The organism is Pseudomonas fragi, assembly GCF_025426255.1.
In the GTDB taxonomy this organism is placed as follows: domain Bacteria; phylum Pseudomonadota; class Gammaproteobacteria; order Pseudomonadales; family Pseudomonadaceae; genus Aquipseudomonas; species Aquipseudomonas kulmbachensis.
In genome coordinates this window covers 1,962,120-1,985,131 of sequence record NZ_CP104861.1, presented here as the reverse complement: position 1 = coordinate 1,985,131, position 23,012 = coordinate 1,962,120, and the positions used below count along the sequence as shown (strand labels likewise).

The 23,012-nt window shown below is 58.0% G+C and carries 17 protein-coding genes; 10 read left to right on the top strand and 7 right to left on the bottom strand.

Going from position 1 to position 23,012, the window contains the following annotated elements; all coding sequences use genetic code 11:
• Positions 1–8: 8 nt before the first annotated feature.
• A complete protein-coding gene (gene glgB, locus N7D90_RS09125) occupies positions 9–2,240 on the bottom strand; it encodes a 1,4-alpha-glucan branching protein GlgB (RefSeq protein WP_261741851.1) in 2,232 nt (743 codons plus the stop codon).
• A 549-nt stretch (positions 2,241–2,789) separates the two neighbouring features.
• Between glgB and ccoG the strand changes: the two genes are divergently transcribed.
• Both ccoG and mapR read left to right on the top strand, forming a co-directional pair.
• Positions 2,790–4,211: a cytochrome c oxidase accessory protein CcoG gene (gene ccoG, locus N7D90_RS09120; protein WP_261741850.1), complete on the top strand. Its 1,422-nt coding sequence runs from the start codon at positions 2,790–2,792 to the stop codon at positions 4,209–4,211.
• Positions 4,212–4,360: 149 nt separating this feature from the next.
• Positions 4,361–5,773: a GntR family transcriptional regulator MpaR gene (gene mapR, locus N7D90_RS09115; protein ID WP_261741849.1), complete on the top strand. Its 1,413-nt coding sequence runs from the start codon at positions 4,361–4,363 to the stop codon at positions 5,771–5,773.
• A gap of 29 nt (positions 5,774–5,802) precedes the next feature.
• On the opposite strand, the gene N7D90_RS09110 is transcribed toward mapR, so the two are convergent.
• Positions 5,803–6,213, bottom strand: coding sequence for a hypothetical protein (locus N7D90_RS09110; protein WP_261741848.1), 411 nt, complete (start codon positions 6,211–6,213; stop codon positions 5,803–5,805).
• 225 nt (positions 6,214–6,438) lie between these two features.
• Here N7D90_RS09110 and N7D90_RS09105 point away from each other — a divergent pair, with 225 nt between their 5' ends.
• From N7D90_RS09105 to N7D90_RS09095, 3 genes are read left to right on the top strand one after another with little or no spacing between them, the layout of a single operon-like run.
• The gene (locus N7D90_RS09105) at positions 6,439–9,660 is read left to right on the top strand and encodes an efflux RND transporter permease subunit (protein ID WP_261741847.1); all 3,222 of its coding nucleotides are present in this window, start codon (positions 6,439–6,441) and stop codon (positions 9,658–9,660) included.
• A complete protein-coding gene (locus tag N7D90_RS09100) occupies positions 9,650–10,816 on the top strand; it encodes an efflux RND transporter periplasmic adaptor subunit (protein ID WP_261741846.1) in 1,167 nt (388 codons plus the stop codon). The genes N7D90_RS09105 and N7D90_RS09100 overlap by 11 nt, the downstream gene beginning before the upstream one ends.
• Positions 10,800–12,212, top strand: a complete 1,413-nt coding sequence (locus N7D90_RS09095) for an efflux transporter outer membrane subunit (protein WP_261741845.1) — start codon at positions 10,800–10,802, stop codon at positions 12,210–12,212. Before N7D90_RS09100 ends, N7D90_RS09095 begins: the two co-directional genes overlap by 17 nt.
• 115 nt (positions 12,213–12,327) lie before the next feature.
• Here the strand turns inward: N7D90_RS09095 and N7D90_RS09090 are convergent, their stop codons facing one another.
• Positions 12,328–13,602, bottom strand: a complete 1,275-nt coding sequence (locus N7D90_RS09090) for a Zn-dependent hydrolase (RefSeq protein ID WP_261741844.1) — start codon at positions 13,600–13,602, stop codon at positions 12,328–12,330.
• Between the two features lie 36 nt (positions 13,603–13,638).
• A complete protein-coding gene (locus tag N7D90_RS09085; RefSeq protein WP_261741843.1) occupies positions 13,639–15,126 on the bottom strand; it encodes an NCS1 family nucleobase:cation symporter-1 in 1,488 nt (495 codons plus the stop codon).
• A 624-nt stretch (positions 15,127–15,750) separates the two neighbouring features.
• Here N7D90_RS09085 and hydA point away from each other — a divergent pair.
• The 3 genes from hydA to preA are packed head-to-tail and all read left to right on the top strand — an operon-like array spanning position 15,751 to position 19,891.
• Positions 15,751–17,190, top strand: a complete 1,440-nt coding sequence (gene hydA, locus N7D90_RS09080; protein ID WP_261741842.1) for a dihydropyrimidinase — start codon at positions 15,751–15,753, stop codon at positions 17,188–17,190.
• A gap of 58 nt (positions 17,191–17,248) precedes the next feature.
• A complete protein-coding gene (locus N7D90_RS09075) occupies positions 17,249–18,616 on the top strand; it encodes an NAD(P)-dependent oxidoreductase (RefSeq protein ID WP_261741841.1) in 1,368 nt (455 codons plus the stop codon).
• Positions 18,617–19,891 (top strand): NAD-dependent dihydropyrimidine dehydrogenase subunit PreA, encoded by a 1,275-nt coding sequence (preA, locus tag N7D90_RS09070; protein WP_261741840.1) that lies wholly within the window; start codon positions 18,617–18,619, stop codon positions 19,889–19,891.
• Positions 19,892–20,071: 180 nt separating this feature from the next.
• Here the strand turns inward: preA and N7D90_RS09065 are convergent, their stop codons facing one another.
• Positions 20,072–20,692, bottom strand: a complete 621-nt coding sequence (locus N7D90_RS09065) for a TetR/AcrR family transcriptional regulator (protein WP_261741839.1) — start codon at positions 20,690–20,692, stop codon at positions 20,072–20,074.
• 124 nt (positions 20,693–20,816) lie between these two features.
• Positions 20,817–21,173, bottom strand: coding sequence for a hypothetical protein (locus N7D90_RS09060; protein WP_261741838.1), 357 nt, complete (start codon positions 21,171–21,173; stop codon positions 20,817–20,819).
• 252 nt (positions 21,174–21,425) lie between these two features.
• Here N7D90_RS09060 and csrA point away from each other — a divergent pair, with 252 nt between their 5' ends.
• Positions 21,426–21,620: a carbon storage regulator CsrA gene (csrA, locus tag N7D90_RS09055; RefSeq protein ID WP_019828915.1), complete on the top strand. Its 195-nt coding sequence runs from the start codon at positions 21,426–21,428 to the stop codon at positions 21,618–21,620.
• Positions 21,621–21,917: 297 nt separating this feature from the next.
• Positions 21,918–22,463, top strand: coding sequence for a DUF1269 domain-containing protein (locus tag N7D90_RS09050; protein ID WP_016780418.1), 546 nt, complete (start codon positions 21,918–21,920; stop codon positions 22,461–22,463).
• A gap of 49 nt (positions 22,464–22,512) precedes the next feature.
• Here the strand turns inward: N7D90_RS09050 and N7D90_RS09045 are convergent, their stop codons facing one another.
• Positions 22,513–22,833: a YbjQ family protein gene (locus N7D90_RS09045; RefSeq protein WP_261742408.1), complete on the bottom strand. Its 321-nt coding sequence runs from the start codon at positions 22,831–22,833 to the stop codon at positions 22,513–22,515.
• Positions 22,834–23,012: the final 179 nt, after the last annotated feature.

Sequence of the window (23,012 nt, the reverse complement as noted above, 5' to 3'; positions counted from 1 at the left end):
GGCGACCTTTACCCCGCCACCGGCCGCAATATCAACACCCCCAACGGCGGCAGGTTCAAGGCCAGAGACGAACCCTGCCCGTGACTGGGCAGTTCCTCGGTCACCACCCCGCCGCCATTGCCATAATCGGAACCGGCATAGACGGCCGAATCACTATTGATCACCTCCTGCCAGGTGCCGGCCAGCGGCACCCCGATGCGATAACCCGCACGCGGCACCGGGGTAAAGTTGGCCACCACCAGTAATGGCGAACCGTCCTTGCTCCAGCGCAACCAGGCGTAAACACTGTTGGCCGCGTCATCACCAATCAACCACTGGAACCCTTGTGCCACGTCATCCTGCTCATGCAGCGCAGGTTGCTCGCGATACAAACGGTTCAAATCGCCAACCAGTTTCTGTACGCCCCGATGCTCGGGGTATTGCAGCAGATACCAGTCCAGTTGCTGATCGTGGTTCCACTCGCGCCATTGGCCGAACTCACAGCCCATAAACAGCAGTTTCTTGCCCGGATGCGCCCACATAAAGCTCAGGTAAGCGCGCAAGTTGGCGAATTTCTGCCAACGATCGCCGGGCATCTTGTCGATCAGCGAGTGCTTGCCGTGCACCACTTCATCATGGGAAATCGGCAGGATAAAACGCTCGGTCCAGGCGTACACCAGGCCAAAGCTCAGCTCGTTGTGGTGGTGCGCACGGTATACCGGGTCTTGCTGGATGTAGTGCAGCGAATCGTGCATCCAGCCCATGTTCCATTTATACGAAAAACCCAGGCCGCCCTGATCGGTACCTTGACTGACACCCGGCCAGGCCGTGGATTCTTCGGCAATCACCAGCGCGCCGGGGACTTCATGGGCAACCACGTCATTGAGATGGCGCAGAAACTCGATGGCTTCGAGGTTTTCCCGCCCCCCAAAACGATTGGGCACCCATTCGCCGGATTTACGCGAGTAGTCGCGGTACAACATGGATGCCACCGCATCGACTCGCAGCCCGTCGATATGGAAGTGTTTGAGCCAGTGCAAGGCCGAGGCCAGCATAAAGCCATGCACTTCGGTGCGCCCCAGATTGTAAATCAGCGTGTTCCAGTCCTGATGAAACCCTTCAAGCGGGTTCGCATATTCATACAACGCCGTGCCATCAAATTGCGCCAGCCCGTGGGTATCGTTGGGGAAATGCGCTGGCACCCAATCCAGAATCACGCCGATACCGGCAACATGGCAGGCATTGACGAACGCGGCAAAATCATCGGGCGAGCCAAAACGCGCCGTTGGGGCAAATTGCGACAAGGGTTGATAGCCCCAGGAACCCCCAAACGGGTGCTCCATGATCGGCATCAGCTCGATATGCGTGAAGCCCAGTTGCTGCACATACGGAATCAAGCGTTCTGCCAGCTCAGGCCAGGTGTACTGGCGTGCTATTTCGCCAACATCATCAACTTCACACTGCCAGGAGCCCACATGCAGCTCGTAGATGGACAGCGGCGCATCATGGCGCTGAAGCTGCGCACGCGCTTGCATCCAGTCGCCGTCCTGCCAGTCGATGCTCAGGGGCGAAGCCACTTTTGACGCGGTATCAGGTGGCAACTGCGTGGCCAGCGCCACAGGATCGGCCTTGAGCGGCAATATCCCTTGGGCGCCAAGAATCTCATACTTGTACGCTTCACCTGCCTGCAAGCGTGGCACAAACAGTTCCCATACCCCGCTCGGATGGCGCAAGCGCATCGGATGGCGGCGCCCGTCCCAGCCATTGAAATCACCGACTACCGATACCCGCCGCGCATTCGGCGCCCATACCGCAAAGCGCACACCGGGCACGCCATCGACCTCGATCAATTGCGCGCCAAAGCAGCTGCTCAGGTCGCGATGATTACCTTCGGCAAACAGGTACAGATCCATTTCACCCAGCAACGGGCCAAAACTGTAGGGATCTTCGCTGGTCTGCACAGCATTGCCCCAGTCAACCTGCAGCAGATACCCCCGCGCCTGGGGAAAATGCCCCACATAAAGGCCGGGCACCTGCGAATCATCAAGGCGGCCAAGGACTTCACCGCCATCACGGGCGACCACGTTGACACTGACCGCACCCGGTAAAAAAGCCCGGATATACTGCCCGTCCTCGCCATCCCCATGAGGTCCCAATACCGAAAACGGATCGGGATGCTCTGCCCGCGTCAGCGCCTCGATATCCGAGATGTCGGGTAACGATGAGTCCTTCCCTTTACCCGTTTGCTTGCTCGAATCCATGCTGCTCTCCATCCGGTAAAGGTTACGCATGACCCAGCACGCGTTTTAGCCATCGACTTGAGCCGTGTCCTGCAACCCACAGACAGAGCAAAGACTAGCTGTTGTCAGACAATCTGTATCGTTTGATGACTCCCCAATGACCGACAAAAAAAGCTTGGGGCAGAACCCTGCACACTGCACTGTTTTCGCACAATAACAGTGCAATGTGTTGCTTTGAGGTCACGCGCACACCCGCAGGTACAGGCTGAAAAGGGTTGATGGGGGCCGCTGCAGGTATCAATGCAAAACACATGCACAGATTGCCCTTGTGAAGGTTCACTTCAGTGATTCGCTAATTTACTTGACCTTAATCAGCCTCAATCCGACACACCTGGGTTACAGGCGTAAAAGCCCAATAAAGCCGTGGCGTTGCCAGGGGTGCAGCCTATTGTCGCAGGCAGCCCTTTGAAACCATCTGATCCGGTTTTAATTCAAATAACTGAGTCTGTTATGCAAACAGTTCGCTGGGCATAGTGCGCATGCCTGATGGAGGCTGATGAGCGAAAGACCATGAGCGAACAAATTCCCGTCCAGATACTTGAATCATTTGAGGCTTCTCGACCAAGAGCCGCAAAAATCAAAAACAAGTCCAGCGACAACGTGATCCATACCCGCAGCTTCACTGGCCTGTTCCGCACCTTGCGAATAGTGGGTACAGGCCTGTTGTTTTTACTGTTCTTCGGCACGGTCTGGCTGACGTGGGATGGCCGTCAGGCGGTCCTGTGGGATTTGTCTGAAAGCAAATTTCATATCTTTGGTGCGACGTTCTGGCCGCAGGACTTCATCCTGTTGTCGGCATTGCTGATCATTGCCGCCTTTGGCCTGTTTGCGATCACGGTGTTTGCAGGACGGGTGTGGTGTGGCTACACCTGCCCGCAAAGCTCCTGGACCTGGCTGTTTATGTGGTGCGAAAAGATCACCGAAGGTGACAGAAACCAACGCATAAAACTGCAAGCCGCCCCCTGGCGCCTAAACAAAATCCTGCGTCGCAGCGCCAAGCACACGCTGTGGATCGCCATCAGCGTGCTGACTGCGCTGACCTTCGTGGGTTACTTCACGCCGGTCAGGCCGTTGGCCACTGAGCTGCTGACCCTCGAAATAGCCGGTATCAGCCTGTTCTGGGTCATGTTTTTCACCGGCGCCACCTACATCAGCGCCGGCTGGCTACGTGAAGCGGTGTGCATGCATATGTGCCCGTATGCACGATTCCAGAGCGTGATGTTCGATAAAGACACCCTGGCTATTTCCTATGACGTGGCCCGTGGCGAAAACCGGGGCCCGCGCAAACGCGGGGTGGAACCCAAACAGGCAGAACTGGGCGATTGCATCGACTGCTATATGTGCGTGCAGGTGTGTCCGACCGGGATCGATATCCGCGATGGCTTGCAGATGGAATGTATCGGTTGCGCTGCCTGCATCGATGCCTGCGACTCGGTGATGGAAAAAATGGGTTATGCGCCAGGCCTGGTGCGCTACACCTCGGAACACGAGTTGCAGGGCGGCAAGACTCACTTGTTGCGCCCACGCCTGATTGGCTACGCCGTGGTGCTGGTAGTCATGATCGGAGCGCTGGTGGTGGCCCTGAACCAGCGCACTATGGTGTCACTGGATGTGATCAAGGACCGCGGTCTGTTCCGCGAAAACAGCCAGGGCCAGATCGAAAACATCTATAGCCTTAAAATCATCAACAAGACCCAGGAGCCGCAGCACTATCGGGTATCGTTGCAAGACAGCGAGGACTTCCAGTTGCAGGGTAAAACCGAGCTGACCCTGGCCCCCGGCGAAATTGTCGATGTGCCGGTATCTGTTGCCCTGCTGGCCGACAGGCCGAAAAGCAGCTCACAAACCATCGAGTTTGTGGTCACCGACACCGATGAGCCGAATGTACGCAGTGTGGCGAAAAGCCGTTTTGTTGCCCCCTTGAATCGTTAGACTGCACATTTACTGGGTGGGAGCGGGCTTGCTCGCGATAGGATCACTGCGGCTTATCAGAAACACCGCAGCGCCTGTATCGCGAGCAAGCCCGCTCCCACAATCACAGCAAGCAGTGCCGCAAGCCCCTTCGGACCGAGCCTTACCCAATGAAACGCTACGAAAAATTCGCCGACGATATTGCCGAACTGATCCGCACCGGGGTGCTCGGCCCCGGTCAGCGCGTGCCTTCGGTGCGCTATGCCAGTCAGACCTATGGCGTCAGCCCCTCTACAGTGTTTCAAGCCTATTACCTGCTGGAGCGCCGCGGCCTGATTCGGGCCAAGCCGCGTTCGGGCTACTTCGTCAACGCCAATACGCCGAGCCCGTTTTGCGAGCCGGTGTTCAGCAGCCACGTCACCGAGTCCACCCAGGTGGATGTCAGCGCTCTGGTGTTCTCGGTACTGGACTCGATCAAAGACCCGCACACCGTGCCGTTCGGCTCGGCTTTTCCCAGCCCGATGCTGTTTCCGCTGCAACGGCTTGCCCGTTCGATGGCCACCGCCAGCCGCGAGATGGACCCGCGCATGGTGGTCACCGACATGTCACCCGGCAACCCGCAACTGCGTCGGCAAATCGCCCTGCGTTATATGGTCGGCGGGCTGATGCTGCCCATGGAAGAACTGCTGATCACCAATGGCGCGCTGGAGGCCCTGAACCTGTGCCTGCAAGCCGTCACCGAACCCGGTGATCTGGTGGCCATTGAAGCCCCGGCGTTTTACGCCTGCCTGCAAGTGCTGGAGCGGCTCAAGCTCAAGGCCGTGGAAATTCCGGTACACCCCCGTGACGGCATCGACCTCGGGGTGCTGGAGCAAACCCTCGAGCGCCATCCGATCAAGGCCGTGTGGTGCATGACCAGCTTTCAGAACCCGATCGGCGCGACCATGCCCGAGGCCAAGAAACAGGCGCTGGTCGAATTGTTGCGCGGCCATCAGGTGCCGCTGATTGAGGACGATGTGTACGCCGAGTTGTATTACGGCCAGCACGCACCGAAACCGGCCAAGGCCTTTGATACCGAAGGCCTGGTGATGCATTGCGGCTCGTTCGCCAAGAGCCTGGCTCCGGGCTATCGCATTGGCTGGGTGGCTGCAGGGCGTTACGCGCAGAAAATTGAACGTCTGAAACTGATGACCTCACTGTGCGCCTCGATGCCTGCCCAGGCTGCCATTGCCGATTACTTGCAGCATGGCGGCTACGATCGCCACCTGCGTAAATTGCGTTATGCCCTGGAAGAACAACAGAGCGCGATGCTGGCGGCGATTGCCCGCTACTTCCCGGCCCAAACCCGCGTCAGCCAGCCCTCGGGCGGGTATTTCCTGTGGTTGGAACTGCCCGAGCAGATGGACTCGCTCAAGCTGTTCCAGATGGCTCTGGCCCAAGGCATCAGCATCGCGCCGGGGCCAATATTTTCGGCCACCCAGCGCTTCAGGAACTGCATCCGCCTGAACTACGGCAGCCCGTGGGACCCCGCCTGCGAAAAGGCCATGGAAACATTGGGCAAGATCGTAAAATCATTTACCTGATGCACTCATCCTAGTAGCAGGCACAGGCCTTACCCCGGCATACAGTTGAAATCCGCCGTATGCGCTACTTCCTTGCCATGGCCATCGACCAGGCTCGCGCTGACTTCAGGCCCCAGGCTCGACTCGATCAACTCGTAATGTTCACCAGCCTTGAATCCGGTGTAATTGACCTTGCCCTGACAATCCACCTGGTTTTCATCCCCCGTGGCGCCTTCAAACAAGGTCACGTCCAGGCGGTGGGCGCCGGGGGTGACTTCAAAGTAGCGACCATCATTGATGTTCTTGCCGTCTACGCGCTCGGCCATCAGGTCACTGTTGCCCTCTTCTTTAAGGCCGATCCAGGCTTCGCTCGGGTCTTGCTTGGGCATAGGCCCGGCACAGGCCGACAGCAACAACACCAGGCTCAGGGTCGGAATCAGCAGCAGCGGTTTAAGAGTCATCACACGTACGCCTCGTAGAAAAAAGCAAAAAGTACGACAGGGATAAAACCTGCCCCGTCGAATAGACCTCAAGCTTGGCGCTCATCGAGTCTGCGGCCAAATGAATGAAAATGAAGGGATTTTCAGGCAGTTCCTAAAGGAACCTTCACGTTACTGAAAGCTGATCGTTAGGTTTGGACGGGGAGACTGCCGAGGTTTGCAATTCCACTCCTCGGAGGTTCAGGCATGCTCGGGCTGGTAAAGACCGCACTGCACAAGCCCTACACGTTTATCGTGCTGGCGATTTTCATCTGCATCATCGGGCCCCTCGCGGCCGTGCGCACTCCCACTGATGTGTTCCCTGACATTGGCATTCCGGTGGTCGCCGTGGTGTGGCAATACACCGGGCTGGCGCCTGCCGACATGGCAGGACGGGTGATTTATACCTATGAGCGATCACTGAGCACCACAGTCAACGACATCGAACATATCGAGTCGCAGTCATTGCCCGGTATGGGCATCGTGAAAATTTTCTTTCAGCCAGGCGTCGATATCCGTACCGCCAACGCACAAGTGACCGCCGTGTCACAAACCGTGCTCAAGCAGATGCCGCCGGGTATCACCCCGCCGCTGATTCTTAACTACAGCGCCTCAACGGTGCCGATCCTGCAACTGGCGTTCTCCAGCCCTACGCTCTCGGAAGCAAAAATCCGCGACCTGGTGCAAAACAATATCCGCCTGCCACTCAGTTCCCTGCCCGGCCTGGCCATGCCCACCCCAATGGGTGGCAAGCAGCGCCAGATCACCCTTGATCTTGATCCACAAGCACTGGCAGCCAAAGGCCTGTCGGCACAGGACGTAGGCAATGCATTGGCGGCGCAGAACCAGATCATCCCGGTGGGCACCGCCAAGCTCGGCACCTATGAATACACGGTGCTGCTCAACAACAGCCCCAAGGCCATCGATGAGCTGAACGACCTGCCGATCAAGACCGTGAATGGCGCGCTGATCACCATCGGTCAGGTGGCCCACGTGCGTGACGGCTCACCGCCGCAAACCAATATTGTGCGCGTGGACGGCCATCGCGCCGTGCTGATGCCCGCGTTAAAGAACGGCAATATCTCGACCCTGTCCATCATCGACGGGATCCGCGGGATGCTGCCGCGCATCAATGAAACCTTGCCGCCATCCCTTAAGACCTCGCTGCTGGGCGACGCCTCGGTGTTCGTCAAACAATCGGTGGGCAGCGTGGCGCAGGAAGGGATCATTGCCGCCTTGCTGACCAGCGCCATGATCCTGCTGTTTCTCGGCAGTTGGCGCTCCACGCTGATCATCGCCGTATCGATCCCGCTGGCCGTGCTCTCGGCCATTGCCCTGCTGGCCCTCAGCGGGCAAACCCTGAATGTCATGACCCTGGGGGGGCTGGCGTTGGCGGTGGGGATTCTGGTGGACGATGCGACGGTGACCATCGAGAACATCAACTGGCACCTTGAGCAAGGCAAGTCAGTGCGCGATGCGATTCTCGATGGCGCCAAACAGATTGTCGGCCCGGCATTCGTGTCGCTGCTGTGTATCTGCATCGTGTTTGTGCCGATGTTCATGTTGCAGGGAATTGCCGGTTACCTGTTTCGCCCCATGGCACTGTCGGTGATTTTCGCCATGGGTAGCTCGTTTATTCTGTCGCGCACCCTGGTGCCAACCCTGGCTATGTTGCTGCTCAAGCCACATGTGCCGGAGCAAGGTGCCGGGCATCATCCGGAAGACGGCTACATCAACCATCACGAGGGCGATCAGCACAGCAAACAGCACTCGGCGCCGGTGCGTGCTCTGCTGAATTTCCAGCTGGGGTTCGAACGCCGTTTTTCAGCTGTGCGGGATGCCTATTACGGTGTTCTGGAACTGGCGCTGGCCAATCGCAAACGCTTTTTGCTGGGTTTTATGGCTTGTGTGCTGGCCTCGTTTGCACTGCTGCCAAGCTTGGGCCAGGACTTTTTCCCGGCTACCGATGCCGGAGCGCTGGCCCTGCATGTGCGCTTGCCACTGGGCACCCGTATCGAAGAAAGCGCCGCCGACTTCGACCGCATCGAATCACGGATCCGCGAAATCATCCCCGCCGAACAACTGGACACGGTGATCGACAACATCGGCATTCCATTGAGCGGTATCGATATGGCCTACAGCAGCAGCGGCACTATCGGCCCACAAGACGGCGATATTCAAATCACGCTCAAGGCAGATCACAGCCCCACTGCCGACTTCGTTAAACGCTTGCGCGAAGCCCTGCCCGAAAGTTTCCCCGGCAGCCAGTTTGCCTTTATGCCCGCAGATATCAGCACCCAGATCCTCAACTTCGGTGCTCCAGCACCACTGGACGTGAAAATCTCCGGGCGTGACGACGCGGCCAACCGCGCCTATGCCCTGGAACTGCAACGACGTTTGCAGCACGTGCCCGGGATTGCCGATCTGCGCATTCAGCAGTCGGTGGGCTACCCGTCGCTGCAAGTCAACGTGGACCGCCTGCGCGCCAATGGCCTGGGGATTACCGAACGCGATGTCACCAACAGCATGGTGGCGTCTCTGGCCGGCAGCTCTCAGGTGGCTCCGACCTTCTGGCTCAACCCGCAAAACGGCGTGTCTTACGGGGTGGTTGCGGCAACCCCGCAATACCGTCTGGACAGCCTGCCGGCCCTTGAAGCCTTGCCGATAACGGGCAGCAACGGCCAGTCACAAATCCTTGGCGGGCTGGCGACCATCAGCCGGGTTGAAAGCCCCGCCGTGGTCACGCACTACAACATCCAGCCGACGCTGGATCTGTACGCCAACATTCAAGGCCGTGATTTGGGCTCAGTGGCGGCGGATGTGCAAAAGGTCATTGATGGCGCGGCCGACCTGCGCCCAAAAGGCGCAACTATCAGCCTGCATGGCCAGATCGACGCCCTGCATGAAGCCTTCAGCGGCTTGAGCTTCGGCTTGCTGGGCGCGGTAGTGCTGATCTACCTGCTGATCGTGGTCAACTTCCAGTCCTGGGTCGATCCGTTTGTGATCATCACCGCCCTGCCCGCAGCCTTGGCCGGGATCGTGTGGATGCTGTTTCTCAGCGGTACTTCGCTGTCGGTGCCTGCATTGACCGGGGCCATCCTGTGCATGGGCGTGGCCACGGCCAACTCGATTCTGGTGGTGAGCTTTTGCCGAGAGCGGCTGGCCGAACATGGCGATGCCCTCAAGGCCTCGCTCGAAGCAGGCTACACGCGCTTCAGACCGGTGTGCATGACCGCTCTGGCGATGATGATCGGCATGCTGCCACTGGCCCTGTCAGAAGAACAGAACGCCCCGCTCGGACGCGCCGTCATTGGCGGTCTGATGCTGGCCACCGTTGCCACCCTGCTGTTCGTGCCCGTGGTGTTCAGCCTGGTGCACGGCCGTGAAAAAAATCGCGCTGTTGCTGGAGAAACTTCCCATGTCGTCTGATCAAAAACCCTCGCGCAAGCGCTTGATGTACTTGGGCATCGGCGGCCTGACGCTGGCCGCCTTGTTGGTAGCCAATGGCCTGGCAGCACGCAGCCGCCACGAACATGCGGTGAGCCAATGGACCGAAGCGGCCGCCCTGCCGATTGTCAGCGTGTTCCAACCGCTGCAAAACGCCCACGGCGACACCCTGCGCCTGCCCGCGCACCTGGAAGCCTGGAGCAAAGCGCCAATTCATGCCCGTGTCAGTGGCTACCTGAAAAGCTGGCAAACCGATATTGGCAGCAAAGTTGAAGCCGGGCAGATACTGGCCGTCATCGACAGCCCTGATCTCGATCAACAACTGGCGCAGACCCGCGCCCATATGGTGCAGGAACAAGCCAATGCCAGGCTCGCGGCCACGACCGCCACGCGTTGGCAAAACCTGCTGGCCAGCCATTCCGTATCGCGTCAGGAAGCCGACGAGAAGCAATCCAATGCTGCCGCAGCCAAGGCCAATGCCCAGGCTGGCGAAGCTGATTACGCACGCCTCTCTACCTTGGAAGCCTACAAAACCATTCGCGCGCCATTCGCCGGAACCATCACCGCGCGCCACACCGATATTGGCCAGTTGATCAAGGCCGACACCGACACCGATACCGAGCTGTTTGACATCGCCGACACCCACCAACTACGCCTTTACGTGCCGGTGCCGCAGAACTACGCCAGCGTGATCCGCCCTGGCATGCAGGTGCAACTCAGCGTGCCGGAGCATCCGGGGCAAACGTTCAGCGCCAGCCTGATTGGCAACTCGACCTCGATTGACCAGCGTTCGGGCACCCTGATGGCGCAGTTTGTAGCGCAAAACCCCGGCGACGCCCTGATGCCCGGGGATTACGCCGAAGCCACCTTGGCAATCCCGGCGGACACCCACGGCGTCAGTATTCCGGCCAGTGCGTTGATCTTCCGCGCCCAGGGCACCCAGGTTGCCGTACTCGACAGTGCGCACCATGTGCATTTGCAGAACATCCATATCGGCCTGGATCTGGGCGAGCGGTTGGTGATCGACCAGGGCCTCAAGGCTGCCGACACGGTAATCGACAACCCGCCCGACGCCTTGCGTGAAGGCGACCCGGTGAAACTGGCCGACGCAGGAGCCTCCCATGCAGCCAAGGCTTAAACGTGGAGCCCTGTTATTGGCCCTGGCGTTGCAGGGCTGTTCCCTGGCGCCCACCTATAAAACCCCTGTCCTGGATTTGCCCACGCATTACCGTGAGCAAAGCAGCGACGGACCGTGGCACAGCGCGCAACCTGCCGATCAGCTGTCGCCCCAGTGGTGGCGGGTGTATCAGGATGAACGCCTGAACACCCTGCAACAGCAATTGCTCAAGGCCAATCCAGACCTGGCGGCGGCACTGAGCCACTTCGATGCGGCGCAGGCTTATGCCAGCCAGTTGCACGCGGGGTTGTTCCCGCAAATAACGGCTAGCGGACAACCTTTGCGCCAGCGTCAATCGGACAACCGGCCTTTACGCGGCACGACTCAACCATCGGTGTACAACAGCAATACGGCCGGATTCGCGTTGAATTTCGACCTCGACCTGTGGGGCAAAATCCGTAATCAGGTCGCAGCTGGCGATGCCCAGGCCCAAGCCTCCGCGGATGATCTGGCTGTGGCGCGCTTGAGCCTGCAACACCAGCTTGCCAGCCTGTATGTGCAACTCGACGGGCTGGATGCGCAACAGCAAATTCTGTCCAAATCGCTGGATGACTACAGCCAGGCCCTGCAACTGACCCGTTCGCGCTATCAGGGGCAAATTGCCTCTGAACTCGACTTGACCCGTGCGCAAAGCCAACTGGCCGAAGCCGAGGCGCAACTGGACGACGTGCGCGCCCAGCGCAACCTGACTGAACATGCCATTGGCGAACTGGTGGGCGAGCCTGCCAGCAATTTCCAGCTGGCTGCCAGTGAGCACCGATTAAGCCTGCCCGATCAGCCGCAAACCTTGCCCAGTACCTTGTTGCAACGCCGACCCGACATTGCAGCCGCCGAGCGCCGAGTATTTGCCGCCAACGCCGCAATTGGCGTGGCAAAAGCGGCCTGGTATCCGGACTTCAGCCTGACCGGCCTGCTCGGCGGACAAACCCAGGGCAGCGGCAATTTACTGGCCGCAGGTAATCGGTTTTGGGCACTGGGGCCGCTGATCAGCCTGCCGATTTTTGATGGTGGCAGGCTCGATGGCCAGGAGCGCCAGGCCAAGGCCGAATTTGAAGAAGCCTCGGCTCACTATCGCAGCCAGGTGCTGCATGCGGTGCGTGAAGTCGAAGATAACCTCGCCCAGTTGCGCGATCTACAACAGGAAAGCCTCGACGAACAAGCGGCCGCCAATGCCGCCGAACACACCCAAGCGATCGCCACCAACAGCTATGAAGCCGGGGCTGTGAGTTATCTGGATGTGGTGACCGCACAGACCGCAGCGCTGCAAGCCCAGCGCCAGGTACAAGCCCTGCGCACCCGGCAGTTGCAGGCCAGTGTGGGATTGCTGACGGCGTTGGGGGGTGGTTGGAAGGGTTGACGTATATCCCGTATCAGTGGGAGCGAGCCTGCTCGCGATGCAAGCGACGCGGTCTGTCAGGCAAATCGCAGCGATGCCATCGCGGGCCGGCCCGCTCCCACAAGTCGATTATCGATCAGCCTGCCTGTACCACGGCTTTCGACGCCGCCAGCATGGCTTTAAGCAATACCGCACACCCCGCCGCCAGGTCCTTGGGGTCGGCATTCTCGATTTCGTTGTGGCTGATGCCGCCTTCACATGGCACAAAAATCATCCCGGCTGGCCCCAGTTCGGCAAGAAAAATAGCGTCGTGCCCGGCGCCGCTGACAATGTCCATGTTGGACAGGCCCAACTCGTTGGCTGCCTCACGCACGGCGTTGACGCAGTCAGGGTTGAAATACAACGGTGGAAAGTCCGCCGTGGGGGTGAGTTCGAAGCTCAGGCCATGTTGCTTGCAGGTGGCCTCAATCACCCCGCGAACCTCTGCAATCATCGAGTCCAGACGCTCAGGCAGCAGATGCCGGAAGTCCAGGGTCATGCGCACTTCGCCGGGGATCACATTGCGCGAACCGGGGTAGGCCTGCAGGCAACCCACGGTGCCACAGGCATGGGGTTGATGGCCGAGAGCAGCTTGATTGACCGCAGCAACCACCGCCGCGGCACCGACCAGGGCGTCCTTGCGCAGGTGCATGGGCGTCGGCCCGGCGTGAGCTTCGACACCCCGCAGGTTGAGGTCGAACCATTTCTGCCCCAAAGCGCCCAGCACCACACCAATGGTTTTGCGTTCGTCCTCAAGGATCGGGCCCTGTTCGATATGGGCTTCGAAATAGGCCCCCACCGGATGGCCGCTGACTTTGCGGCTGCCCGCATAGCCAATGGCAGTCAGAGCTTCACCGACACTCACGCCCTGGGCATCGATTTTGGCCAGAGTTTCTTCAAGGGTGAATTTTTCGGCGAACACCCCGGAACCCATCATGCACGGCGCAAAGCGCGAGCCTTCTTCGTTGGTCCAGACCACCACTTCCAGCGGTGCTTCGGTCTCGATATTGAGGTCGTTAAGGGTGCGCAGCACTTCAACCCCGGCGAGTACGCCAAAGCAGCCGTCAAACTTGCCGCCGGTGGGCTGAGTGTCGATATGGCTGCCGGTCATCACTGGCGGCAAGTCGGGATTGCGTCCGGGACGGCGGGCAAAAATATTGCCCACGGCATCCACACTGACAGTACAGCTCGCCTCTTCGCACCAGCGTACGAATACGTCACGGGCCTGACGGTCGAGGTCAGTCAAAGCCAGGCGGCACACGCCGCCTTTTACCGTGGCGCCAAGTTGGGCCATCTCCATCAGCGAGGCCCATAGGCGCTCACCGTTGATGGCTTGGGTACGTTGCTGCTGAAGGTCTTGTACGGCGTTCATGGAGTTTTCCTCAGGCAGTTGTAGTAGAGATCGGCTTTAAACCGTGCCTTTGACGGTCTGTGCTTGCTGACTGCTAAAGCGACACAAACCGTAATAAATCCCGGCACCAAGCAACGACCCGGTAAACCAGCCGAAGTCATAGAACCAGCTGAAGGCGCTGCTGCCCAACGACAGCAAGGTCAGCACCACGGGAATCCCAAAAGCGATAAATCCGTTCCAGTTCCATGCCGGATAAACGCCGTCGTGGTACAGCCCCGCGAGGTCGAGCTGTTGCTTACGGATGATGAAATAGTCGACCACCATGATTCCGGCAATCGGCCCCAACAGGCTGGAGTAACCCAGCAGCCAGTTCGAGTACACGGTTTCCAGGCTCACATCAGAGACCAGCAAACCGAGTTTTTTGAGCAGTTCGTGGGCCATCAACACCAACCCCACCAGCCCCGTCAACATCACTGCGGTGGTTCGGTTGATCAACTTCGGGGCAATGTTCTGGAAGTCATTGGTGGGCGACACGATATTGGCTGCGGTATTGGTCGACAGGGTGGCGATGATGATCAGCGCCATGGCCAGTGCCACCCAGCCCGGACTTTGAATATGGCCGATCAGGCTCACCGGATCAGACACCGTAACGCCTACCAGTTTTTCCGACGCAGCCGTCATCACCACGCCCAATGCGGCGAACAGGAACATGGTCAGCGGCAAACCGAATATCTGCCCCAGAATCTGGTCTTTCTGACTTTTTGCGTAGCGGCTGAAGTCCGGAATATTCAGTGACAAAGTGGCCCAAAAACCAACCATGGCGGTCAGGCCGGCAAAGAAGTAGCCATACACGCTGGCGCCTTCAGGGCGCTTGGGCGGCTGGGCCAGCAGCTCGGTCATCGACACGTTGGGCAATGCCCACACCAGCAAACCGAGGCCGACCAGCACCAGCAGTGGCGCAGACAAGGTTTCGAGCCATTTGATCGATTCGGCACCGCGCAACACCACCCACAGGTTTAGTGCCCAGAACATCATGAAACCGATGACTTCACCGGTGCCACCAAGGCTTTTCCAGCCCTCGAACACCGAGCCCAGAAACAAGTGAATGGCCAGGCCGCCGAATAACGTCTGAATACCAAACCAGCCGCAGGCCACCAGGGCACGGATCAGGCACGGAACGTTAGAACCGATGATGCCGAAGGAAGAGCGCAGCAATACCGGAAAGGGAATGCCGTATTTGGTGCCAGCAAAAGCGTTCAGTGTCAGCGGGATCAACACCACGATATTGGCCATCAGAATCGCCAGCAGCGCCTCGCCGACCGAAAGCCCGAAGTAAGCCGTCAACACTCCGCCCAAGGTGTAGGTAGGCACGCAAATGGACATGCCAATCCACAAGGCAGTGATATGCCATTTATTCCAGGTGCGCTCATGCACTTTGGTGGGGGCGATATCGTGGTTGTACCGGGAACTATCGAGGACTTCAGGCCCTGGGTCCAACTCGTATAAACCGTTACGTTCGGTGACTTGGGATCTGCTCGGTTGCATATTCGATCACTCTCTTGTTGTGGCGTTCCTGGTTGTGCTGTCAGGCCCTGCGCCTTCGCGCAAGGTGACTCTCTTGGTCTGGACACTCACTTGTCTGCGTCGGCCCGTCAGGTGTTGGCAGCCACAATCAAGAACTGTGCCGTGTTACTTGCCTCATCCCCGCACACTGGCTTTTATTATGTATAACTCGCTGGTTTTTAACTGTTTTAACTTATTACTCAAATGACTCTCATTCCCGTTAAGTTCATTTGCAGTTGGGTAAGCGCTTTTTTGATATAGCTAAACGAAACAACACGGTGCACGCTTATTTAATTTATCGATTCATCACCCTTTCGCCGTCTACTCAAGCGCCTGATTTAACATAAGAAACTTCGCTCATATTTGATTCCTGTCAAGTGCGTCAAAATGGTGATGGCGTGCATCATTTTGGTGACTTTAAAATAAATTACTTATTAATCAGTAAGTTAGTATCAAACACATAGATCAAAAATAAAGTTTGATCATTCCCAGACAACCTATTAGATTTTATTCCTGTCACCAGTGGCAGGAATGCAAACTGCTCACTAAACTTGAATAACAACATTTAGAACCGGTATTAGCCGGTCAGCCTGCGAGGATCTCGGTATGTCACTGTTAATCCGTGGCGCTACGCTTGTAACCCATGATGAAAGTTACTGTGCAGACGTTTATTGTGCCGACGGTCTCATCCGTGCAATCGGGACCCATCTTGATGTTCCAGCAGGCTGCGAAGTGCTTGATGGCAGCGGCCAATATCTAATACCTGGCGGTATCGACCCGCACACTCATATGCAACTTCCCTTTATGGGCACCGTGGCCAGCGAAGACTTTTTCAGTGGCACTGCAGCCGGTCTGGCTGGCGGTACTACTTCCATTATCGACTTTGTAATCCCTAATCCTCAGCAGTCCTTGCTGGAGGCTTTTCATCAGTGGCGCGGCTGGGCCGAGAAGTCTGCGTCGGATTATGGCTTTCATGTCGCGATCACCTGGTGGAGCGAGCAGGTAAGTGAAGAAATGGCCGAACTGGTCAGCCAGCACGGCATCAACAGCTTCAAGCATTTTATGGCTTACAAAAACGCGATCATGGCCGCAGACGACACCCTGGTCGCCAGTTTTGAGCGTTGCCTGGAACTGGGCGCGGTGCCCACCGTGCATGCCGAGAACGGCGAGCTGGTGTACCACCTGCAACGTAAGCTCATGGCTCAAGGCATGACCGGCCCGGAAGCCCACCCGCTGTCACGTCCGTCCCAAGTTGAAGGAGAAGCCGCCAGCCGGGCGATCAGAATCGCCCAGACCATCGGCACGCCGTTGTATCTGGTGCATGTCTCGACCCGTGAAGCGCTGGATGAAATCACCTACGCCCGCAGTCAGGGCCAACCCGTGTATGGCGAAGTACTGGCCGGGCATCTGCTACTCGATGACAGCGTGTATCAGCACCCAGACTGGCAGACCGCCGCTGGCTACGTGATGAGCCCGCCCTTCCGTCCTCGCGGACACCAGGAGGCGCTGTGGCATGGCCTGCAATCAGGCAACCTGCACACCACCGCCACCGACCATTGCTGCTTCTGTGCCGAACAAAAGGCCGCCGGGCGCGACGACTTCAGCAAGATCCCCAACGGCACCGCGGGCATCGAAGACCGCATGGCGCTGCTGTGGGATGAAGGGGTCAATACCGGGCGTCTGTCGATGCAGGAATTCGTCGCTCTGACCTCCACCAACACCGCGAAAATTTTCAACCTGTACCCGCGCAAAGGCACGATCCGGGTTGGCGCCGATGCTGATCTGGTGCTGTGGGACCCGCTGGGTACGCGCACCATTTCCGCCACAACCCACCATCAAAAAGTCGATTTCAATATTTTTGAAGGCAAGACCGTGCGCGGCGTTCCCAGCCATACCATCAGCCAGGGCCGCCTGGTGTGGGCCGATGGCGACCTGCGCGCGGAACGCGGTGCAGGCCGCTATATCGAACGCCCGGCCTACCCCGCCGTGTTCGACCTGCTGAAAAAACGCGCCGCGCATCAGCAGCCGGTGGCTGTTAAGCGCTGAGTCGCACAATACTGCCCGACAGAGGCAGGACGATCCCCACAACCGTGAGGCAATCACCGTGATCAAGTCCCTGAACCATTTACCGCACCCGCACGACAACGCGCAGGTGCTGGCGAGCCACTTTACCGACCTGGCGCCGCCCCTCAGCGCGCGCCAGGCCGCATTGGAAAGCTCGCGCTGCCTGTATTGCTATGACGCGCCCTGCGTCAATGCGTGCCCCAGTGACATAGATATCCCGTCGTTTATTCGCAATATCCAGCAGGAAAACGTCCAGGGGGCAGCGCAAAAAATCCTTTCGGCCAATATCCTCGGCGGCAGTTGCGCCCGGGTCTGTCCCACCGAAGTGCTGTGCCAGCAAGCCTGCGTGCGCAATAACACCGAGGAATGCGCCCCGGTGCTGATCGGTTTGTTACAGCGTTATGCGGTCGACCATGCGCAGTTCAGCGAACATCCGTTCAAACGTGCAGCCCCCACCGGCAAGCGTATCGCCGTGGTCGGTGCCGGACCTGCCGGCTTGGCCTGCGCTCATCGCCTGGCGCTGCTCGGACATGAAGTGGTGATTTTCGAGGCCCGGGAAAAATCCGGCGGGCTCAATGAGTACGGGATTGCCAAATACAAGCTGGTGGATGATTTCGCCCAGCGCGAAGTGGATTTTGTATTGCAGGTCGGTGGCATTGAAGTGCGCCACGGGCAGCGTCTGGGTGACAACCTGAAACTGAGCGACCTGCACCTGGAGTTTGACTCGGTGTTTCTGGGCCTGGGGCTGGCAGCCAGTCGCCAATTGGGGCTGCCTCACGAAGATGCGCCAGGGGTGCTGGCCGCCACCGACTACATCCGCGAACTGCGCCAAAGCGACGACCTGACGCAATTGCCCCTGGCCGAACGCTGCATTGTGCTGGGCGCTGGCAACACGGCAATCGACATGGCGGTACAGATGGCCCGCTTAGGTGCACGCGAGGTGAACCTGGTGTATCGCCGCGGTCTTGAAGACATGAGCGCCACCGGGCACGAACAGGACATTGCCAAGGCCAATCAGGTGCGACTCATGACCTGGGCACAACCGCAGGAAGTGTTACTGGATAAAAAGGGCCATGTGCGTGGCATGCGCTTCGCCCGTACCCGGCTTGAGGATGGGCGCCTGGTCACCACCGGTGAAACCTTCGAACTGGCGGCTGACGCGGTGTTCAAGGCCATCGGCCAGACTTTTGATAACGCGGCACTGGGCGATCCGTTGGCACAAGCGCTCAAGCGCGTGGGTGACCGGATCGAGGTGGACGAGCAACTGCGCACCAGTATTCCGGGAATCTATGCCGGAGGCGATTGCACGTCACTGGGGCAGGACTTGACCGTACAGGCCGTGCAGCACGGCAAGCTGGCCGCGCAAGCCATGCATGCCCAACTCATGCTTGATCAGGAGGCCGCGTAAATGGCCGATCTCTCGATTGTATTCGCCGGTATCAAAGCGCCCAATCCTTTCTGGCTCGCGTCTGCACCTCCGACCGACAAAGCCTACAACGTAGTGCGCGCCTATGAGGCAGGCTGGGGTGGCGTGGTCTGGAAAACCCTGGGTGAGGACCCGGCCGCGGTCAACGTATCTTCACGCTACTCGGCTCACTACGGGCCGAATCGCGAAGTCATAGGCATCAACAATATCGAGTTGATTACCGACCGCTCCCTTGAAATCAACTTGCGCGAGATTACCCAGGTCAAGAAGGACTGGCCGGACCGTGCACTGATCGTGTCGCTGATGGTGCCCTGCGAAGAGCAGGCATGGAAATCCATCCTGCCGCTGGTGGAGGCCACGGGCGCCGATGGCATCGAGCTTAATTTCGGTTGCCCCCACGGCATGCCCGAACGCGGCATGGGCGCTGCGGTGGGCCAGGTGCCCGAGTACGTCGAGCTGGTGACGCGCTGGTGCAAGACCTATTGTTCGCTGCCGGTGATTGTCAAGCTGACGCCCAATATCACCGATGTACGCCTCAGCGCCCGGGCCGCTTATCGAGGCGGTGCCGATGCGGTGTCGTTGATCAACACCATCAACTCGATCACCAGTGTCGACCTTGAACACATGGTGGCGTTGCCCACGGTGGGCAACAAAAGTACCCACGGCGGTTATTGCGGTTCGGCGGTCAAGCCGATTGCGCTGAATATGGTGGCTGAAATCGCCCGCGACCCACTGACCAAAGGCTTGCCTATCAGTGGGATAGGCGGCATTGGCAGTTGGCGTGATGCGGCAGAGTTTATTGCCATGGGCTGTGGCTCGATCCAGGTGTGTACGGCGGCAATGCTCCACGGATTTCGGATTGTCGACGAGATGAAAGACGGTTTGTCACGTTGGATGGACAGCCAGGGTTTTACCTGCCTCGATGACTTCTGCGGACGCGCTGTAGGCAATACCACTGACTGGAAATACCTGGATATCAATTATCAGGTCATCGCCAAAATCGATCAGGACGCCTGCATTGGCTGCGGACGTTGCCATATTGCCTGCGAAGACACCGCGCACCAGGCCATCGCCAGCTTGAAACAGCCTGACGGGACACACCATTACGAAGTAATCGACGACGAATGCGTGGGCTGCAACCTGTGCCAGATCACCTGCCCGGTCGAGGCTTGTATCGAGATGGTGCCTTACAACAATGGCCTGCCGTTCCTGGACTGGAACCATGACCCGCGTAATCCGTATCGGGTGGCTTCGTAGAATGCAGGGGGGTGTAGCAGCTGCCGAAGGAACGAGGCTGCGTTCGATTGCGAAGCGATCGTAAAACCTGAGTCCGCGAATTAACTGACAGACCGCAGACTCAGGTTTTACGACGGCTTTGCCGCCGAACGCAGCCTCGTTCCTGCGGCAGCTGCTACACCCCCTCCATCCCACTAAATTTTACGGCTCCAACCCGATCCCGCGCAGGATCACGCTGGTGACGGTCTGCAGCGCCCGTTCAAACTGGATATCGGACAAGGGCTGATGGTCGTTGATAATCGTCACTTGATGGTCGAAGTCGGCGTAATGCTGGGTTGAGGCCCAGATCATATACAACAGGCTGGACGGTTCCACCGGCAGGATGCGCTTGTCTTGCACCCATTGGCTGATTTTCGCCTCCTTCATCTTCGCCCAGTCATAGAGGCTGGCATCCAGCGCCAGGCCCAGGGTCGGGGCGCCGTGGATCATCTCATTGGCCCAGACTTTCGAACCATGGGGCCGTGTGCGCGAATGGTTCATTTTGGCGCGAATGTAACTGCTGAGCACCAAACGCGGATCATCATAGGTTTCGAAACACAGCGCGTCCTGCTTCCATACCTCGAGCAAACCCAGCAATACAGCGCTATACAACTCGGTTTTGGTACTGAAGTAGTAGTGCAGGTTAGAGCGTGGCAGTTCGACTTGCGCGGCGATATCCGCCATCGCCGTACCGGCAAAGCCTTTTTCGGCAAAAACCTTTTCGGCCCCTAGGAGGATTTTTTCGACATTACTGCGCCGAATTTCGATCTTGTGATTGCCCATGGCCAATGCCCTTGCGGTCGTGCTTCTTCGACAGATGCCGAGTGAGCAAATATTTCCTGCGCAACGCATCGAATAGCGCCTGTTGCAGCTACGCTTAGGCTGCTACGAGACGCGCTGCACTGGCTTAGTTCGCTGCGGGCAACTCAATCACGTTGGTTTCGATGCCGTCGAGTTTGCGCTTGAGCTTCATCTTTTCCTGCGCTTGCACAGCTTGAGCCTCGGTGGTGAACGGCCCAATCAAGAAGTGTTGAACGCCGCCACTCTCAAAAATATAAGGAGTGAAACCGTTGTCAAGAAGCCTTCCGGTGGTGTCAGTAATGGTCGCTCTCTGGCCCTCAGTGATCTCTAACGCCCAATGACCAACGGGGGCCTGAACCATCGTTGCTTCAGAAGCAGCTTTAGCCCGCTGGATTTTATCGTTAGACTCCTGACCGCAAGCCGTCAAGGCCAATATTGCTGTCATCACGATGACTTTACGCACTGCGTTTCCCCTGTCTGTTTGAATGGGTCGATTTTATCACTGGGGCAACGGCCTTTGCTCTCCTTGAACAAATCAAATACGCCCCAATTTAAGGCTCATACGCGAGAATTTTCCCTATGCTGGGAATCAAACCTCTGGCCATGTCGTCTGTAATGAGCGGCGCATTTATACGCACTTCGCAGTATTCTGTAGTCATGACCGAAGCCGCACCGTCTCAGAGACGTGCCTTACAAAGCCATCAAGGAGAAAAAAATGCTGATACTCACCCGTAAAGTTGGTGAAAGCATAAACATCGGTGACGATATTACGATCACTATTTTAGGTGTCAGCGGCCAACAGGTCAGAATCGGCATCAATGCGCCGAAGGATGTTGCCGTTCACCGTGAAGAGATTTACCAACGTATCCAGGCCGGATTGAATGCACCGGAAAAAAACGATCAGCCGTAAGCCTGTGAGGTATCAGCCCTAGGCTTGAGTGTCAGGGCTGCTCAGCCAGCCCTCCTCAAAACATTCAAAACCTGCTCCCGCCCCAGCATCTCCACCATGCTGCCCTGTCTCTTTGTTAAGAGATATGTCTTGTCGACTTGACCGTTTCAAGGTTAGCGACCACGCTCATTCCTCGCAGAAGGCTCAAAGCACCTGAACCGCTGCGCGCCAAGGCGTTTGTGTTGTGACGTCTTGAGAGACTCCTCCTCAATTCAGCCCTTCAGCGGGCTGGACCTGTACCCTCAAGGAATGAAAGACATGTCCGATTTAATCGTAGTGGGATTTTCAGACACCGAAAAAGCTGATCGCGCCCTCACCAAAATGGTTTCGCTGAGCAAAGAGCACCTGGTTGAGCTGGAAGATGCGGTCATTGTTGTGCGCAATGCCGAAGGCAAGATCCATATCAAGCAAAGCGTAAACCTGACCGCTATTGGGGCTACTTCTGGCCTGGTAACTGGCGGCTTGTGGGGCGCACTGGTCGGGCTGTTGTTTCTTAACCCTCTGGCAGGCTTTGCCATCGGTGGCGCACTGGGCGCCGGTACTGGCGCGCTTTCGGGTTCGTTGAGCGATTACGGGATTGATGACGATTTCATCAAGTCGTTGAGCGAAACGATCCCCAACGACTCCTCCGCCCTGTTCGTATTGCTGCGCAAGTTCCAGCCTGAGAAAGTTCTGAAAGAACTCGAAGATTCAGACTTCAAGGGCAAGGTATTGCGTACCTCCCTGTCGCCGGAACAAGAGCAAAAGCTGCAGGACGCACTGTCCAAAACCACCGCTGGCGTGCCTTTGGCCAAAACGGTTTAAGCCGGCACCAGCCCCTTCGACCGCGTTAACGCGGTCGAATCCTCATCCCTCAGTTCAAACGCACTGCAGTGCCAGTGGCAAAAACCACCAACATCCCGCCACGACCTGACGGCATACTGATTTCAAAATCCAGCCCCACAATTGCATCTGCCCCCATGGCTCTGGCCCTGTCACGAATTTCATCCGTGACCTCTGCTCGAGCTTCCTTCAGCGCTCGTTCCAGTGTCTGAGACCGGCCACCAAAAAAATCGCGCACTCCGGTAAAAAAGTCTCGCACCACGTTAATTCCGTGTACCGACTCGGCGCTGACAACCCCTAGGTAGTCAGTGATTTTTCGGCCATCAATGCTGTGTGTGGTGGTGATAATCATCAACCTGTCCTTTTTCTGTTTCAGAGACTTGTAGAGGTGCTGCGTATTTTGCACTGCTCACTGCTGCTACTGTAGCGGGATAGAGCCTCAGGCACTTCTAAATCCATGCCCGAAGGCTACTATGCTTAAAGCAGATGAATCTAAAGACGCGAGAGTTGGGACGCCTCGCTCGGCAAATC

Bases quoted from the DNA above. Each gene is read 5' to 3' on its own strand.
- glgB (WP_261741851.1), bottom strand. From the start codon at position 2,240: ATGGATTCGAGCAAGCAAACGGGTAAAGGGAAGGACTCATCGTTACCC.
- ccoG (WP_261741850.1), top strand. From the start codon at position 2,790: ATGAGCGAACAAATTCCCGTCCAGATACTTGAATCATTTGAGGCTTCT.
- mapR (WP_261741849.1), top strand. From the start codon at position 4,361: ATGAAACGCTACGAAAAATTCGCCGACGATATTGCCGAACTGATCCGC.
- N7D90_RS09110 (WP_261741848.1), bottom strand. From the start codon at position 6,213: ATGACTCTTAAACCGCTGCTGCTGATTCCGACCCTGAGCCTGGTGTTG.
- N7D90_RS09105 (WP_261741847.1), top strand. From the start codon at position 6,439: ATGCTCGGGCTGGTAAAGACCGCACTGCACAAGCCCTACACGTTTATC.
- N7D90_RS09100 (WP_261741846.1), top strand. From the start codon at position 9,650: ATGTCGTCTGATCAAAAACCCTCGCGCAAGCGCTTGATGTACTTGGGC.
- N7D90_RS09095 (WP_261741845.1), top strand. From the start codon at position 10,800: ATGCAGCCAAGGCTTAAACGTGGAGCCCTGTTATTGGCCCTGGCGTTG.
- N7D90_RS09090 (WP_261741844.1), bottom strand. From the start codon at position 13,602: ATGAACGCCGTACAAGACCTTCAGCAGCAACGTACCCAAGCCATCAAC.
- N7D90_RS09085 (WP_261741843.1), bottom strand. From the start codon at position 15,126: ATGCAACCGAGCAGATCCCAAGTCACCGAACGTAACGGTTTATACGAG.
- hydA (WP_261741842.1), top strand. From the start codon at position 15,751: ATGTCACTGTTAATCCGTGGCGCTACGCTTGTAACCCATGATGAAAGT.
- preA (WP_261741840.1), top strand. From the start codon at position 18,617: ATGGCCGATCTCTCGATTGTATTCGCCGGTATCAAAGCGCCCAATCCT.
- N7D90_RS09065 (WP_261741839.1), bottom strand. From the start codon at position 20,692: ATGGGCAATCACAAGATCGAAATTCGGCGCAGTAATGTCGAAAAAATC.
- csrA (WP_019828915.1), top strand. From the start codon at position 21,426: ATGCTGATACTCACCCGTAAAGTTGGTGAAAGCATAAACATCGGTGAC.
- N7D90_RS09050 (WP_016780418.1), top strand. From the start codon at position 21,918: ATGTCCGATTTAATCGTAGTGGGATTTTCAGACACCGAAAAAGCTGAT.
- N7D90_RS09045 (WP_261742408.1), bottom strand. From the start codon at position 22,833: ATGATTATCACCACCACACACAGCATTGATGGCCGAAAAATCACTGAC.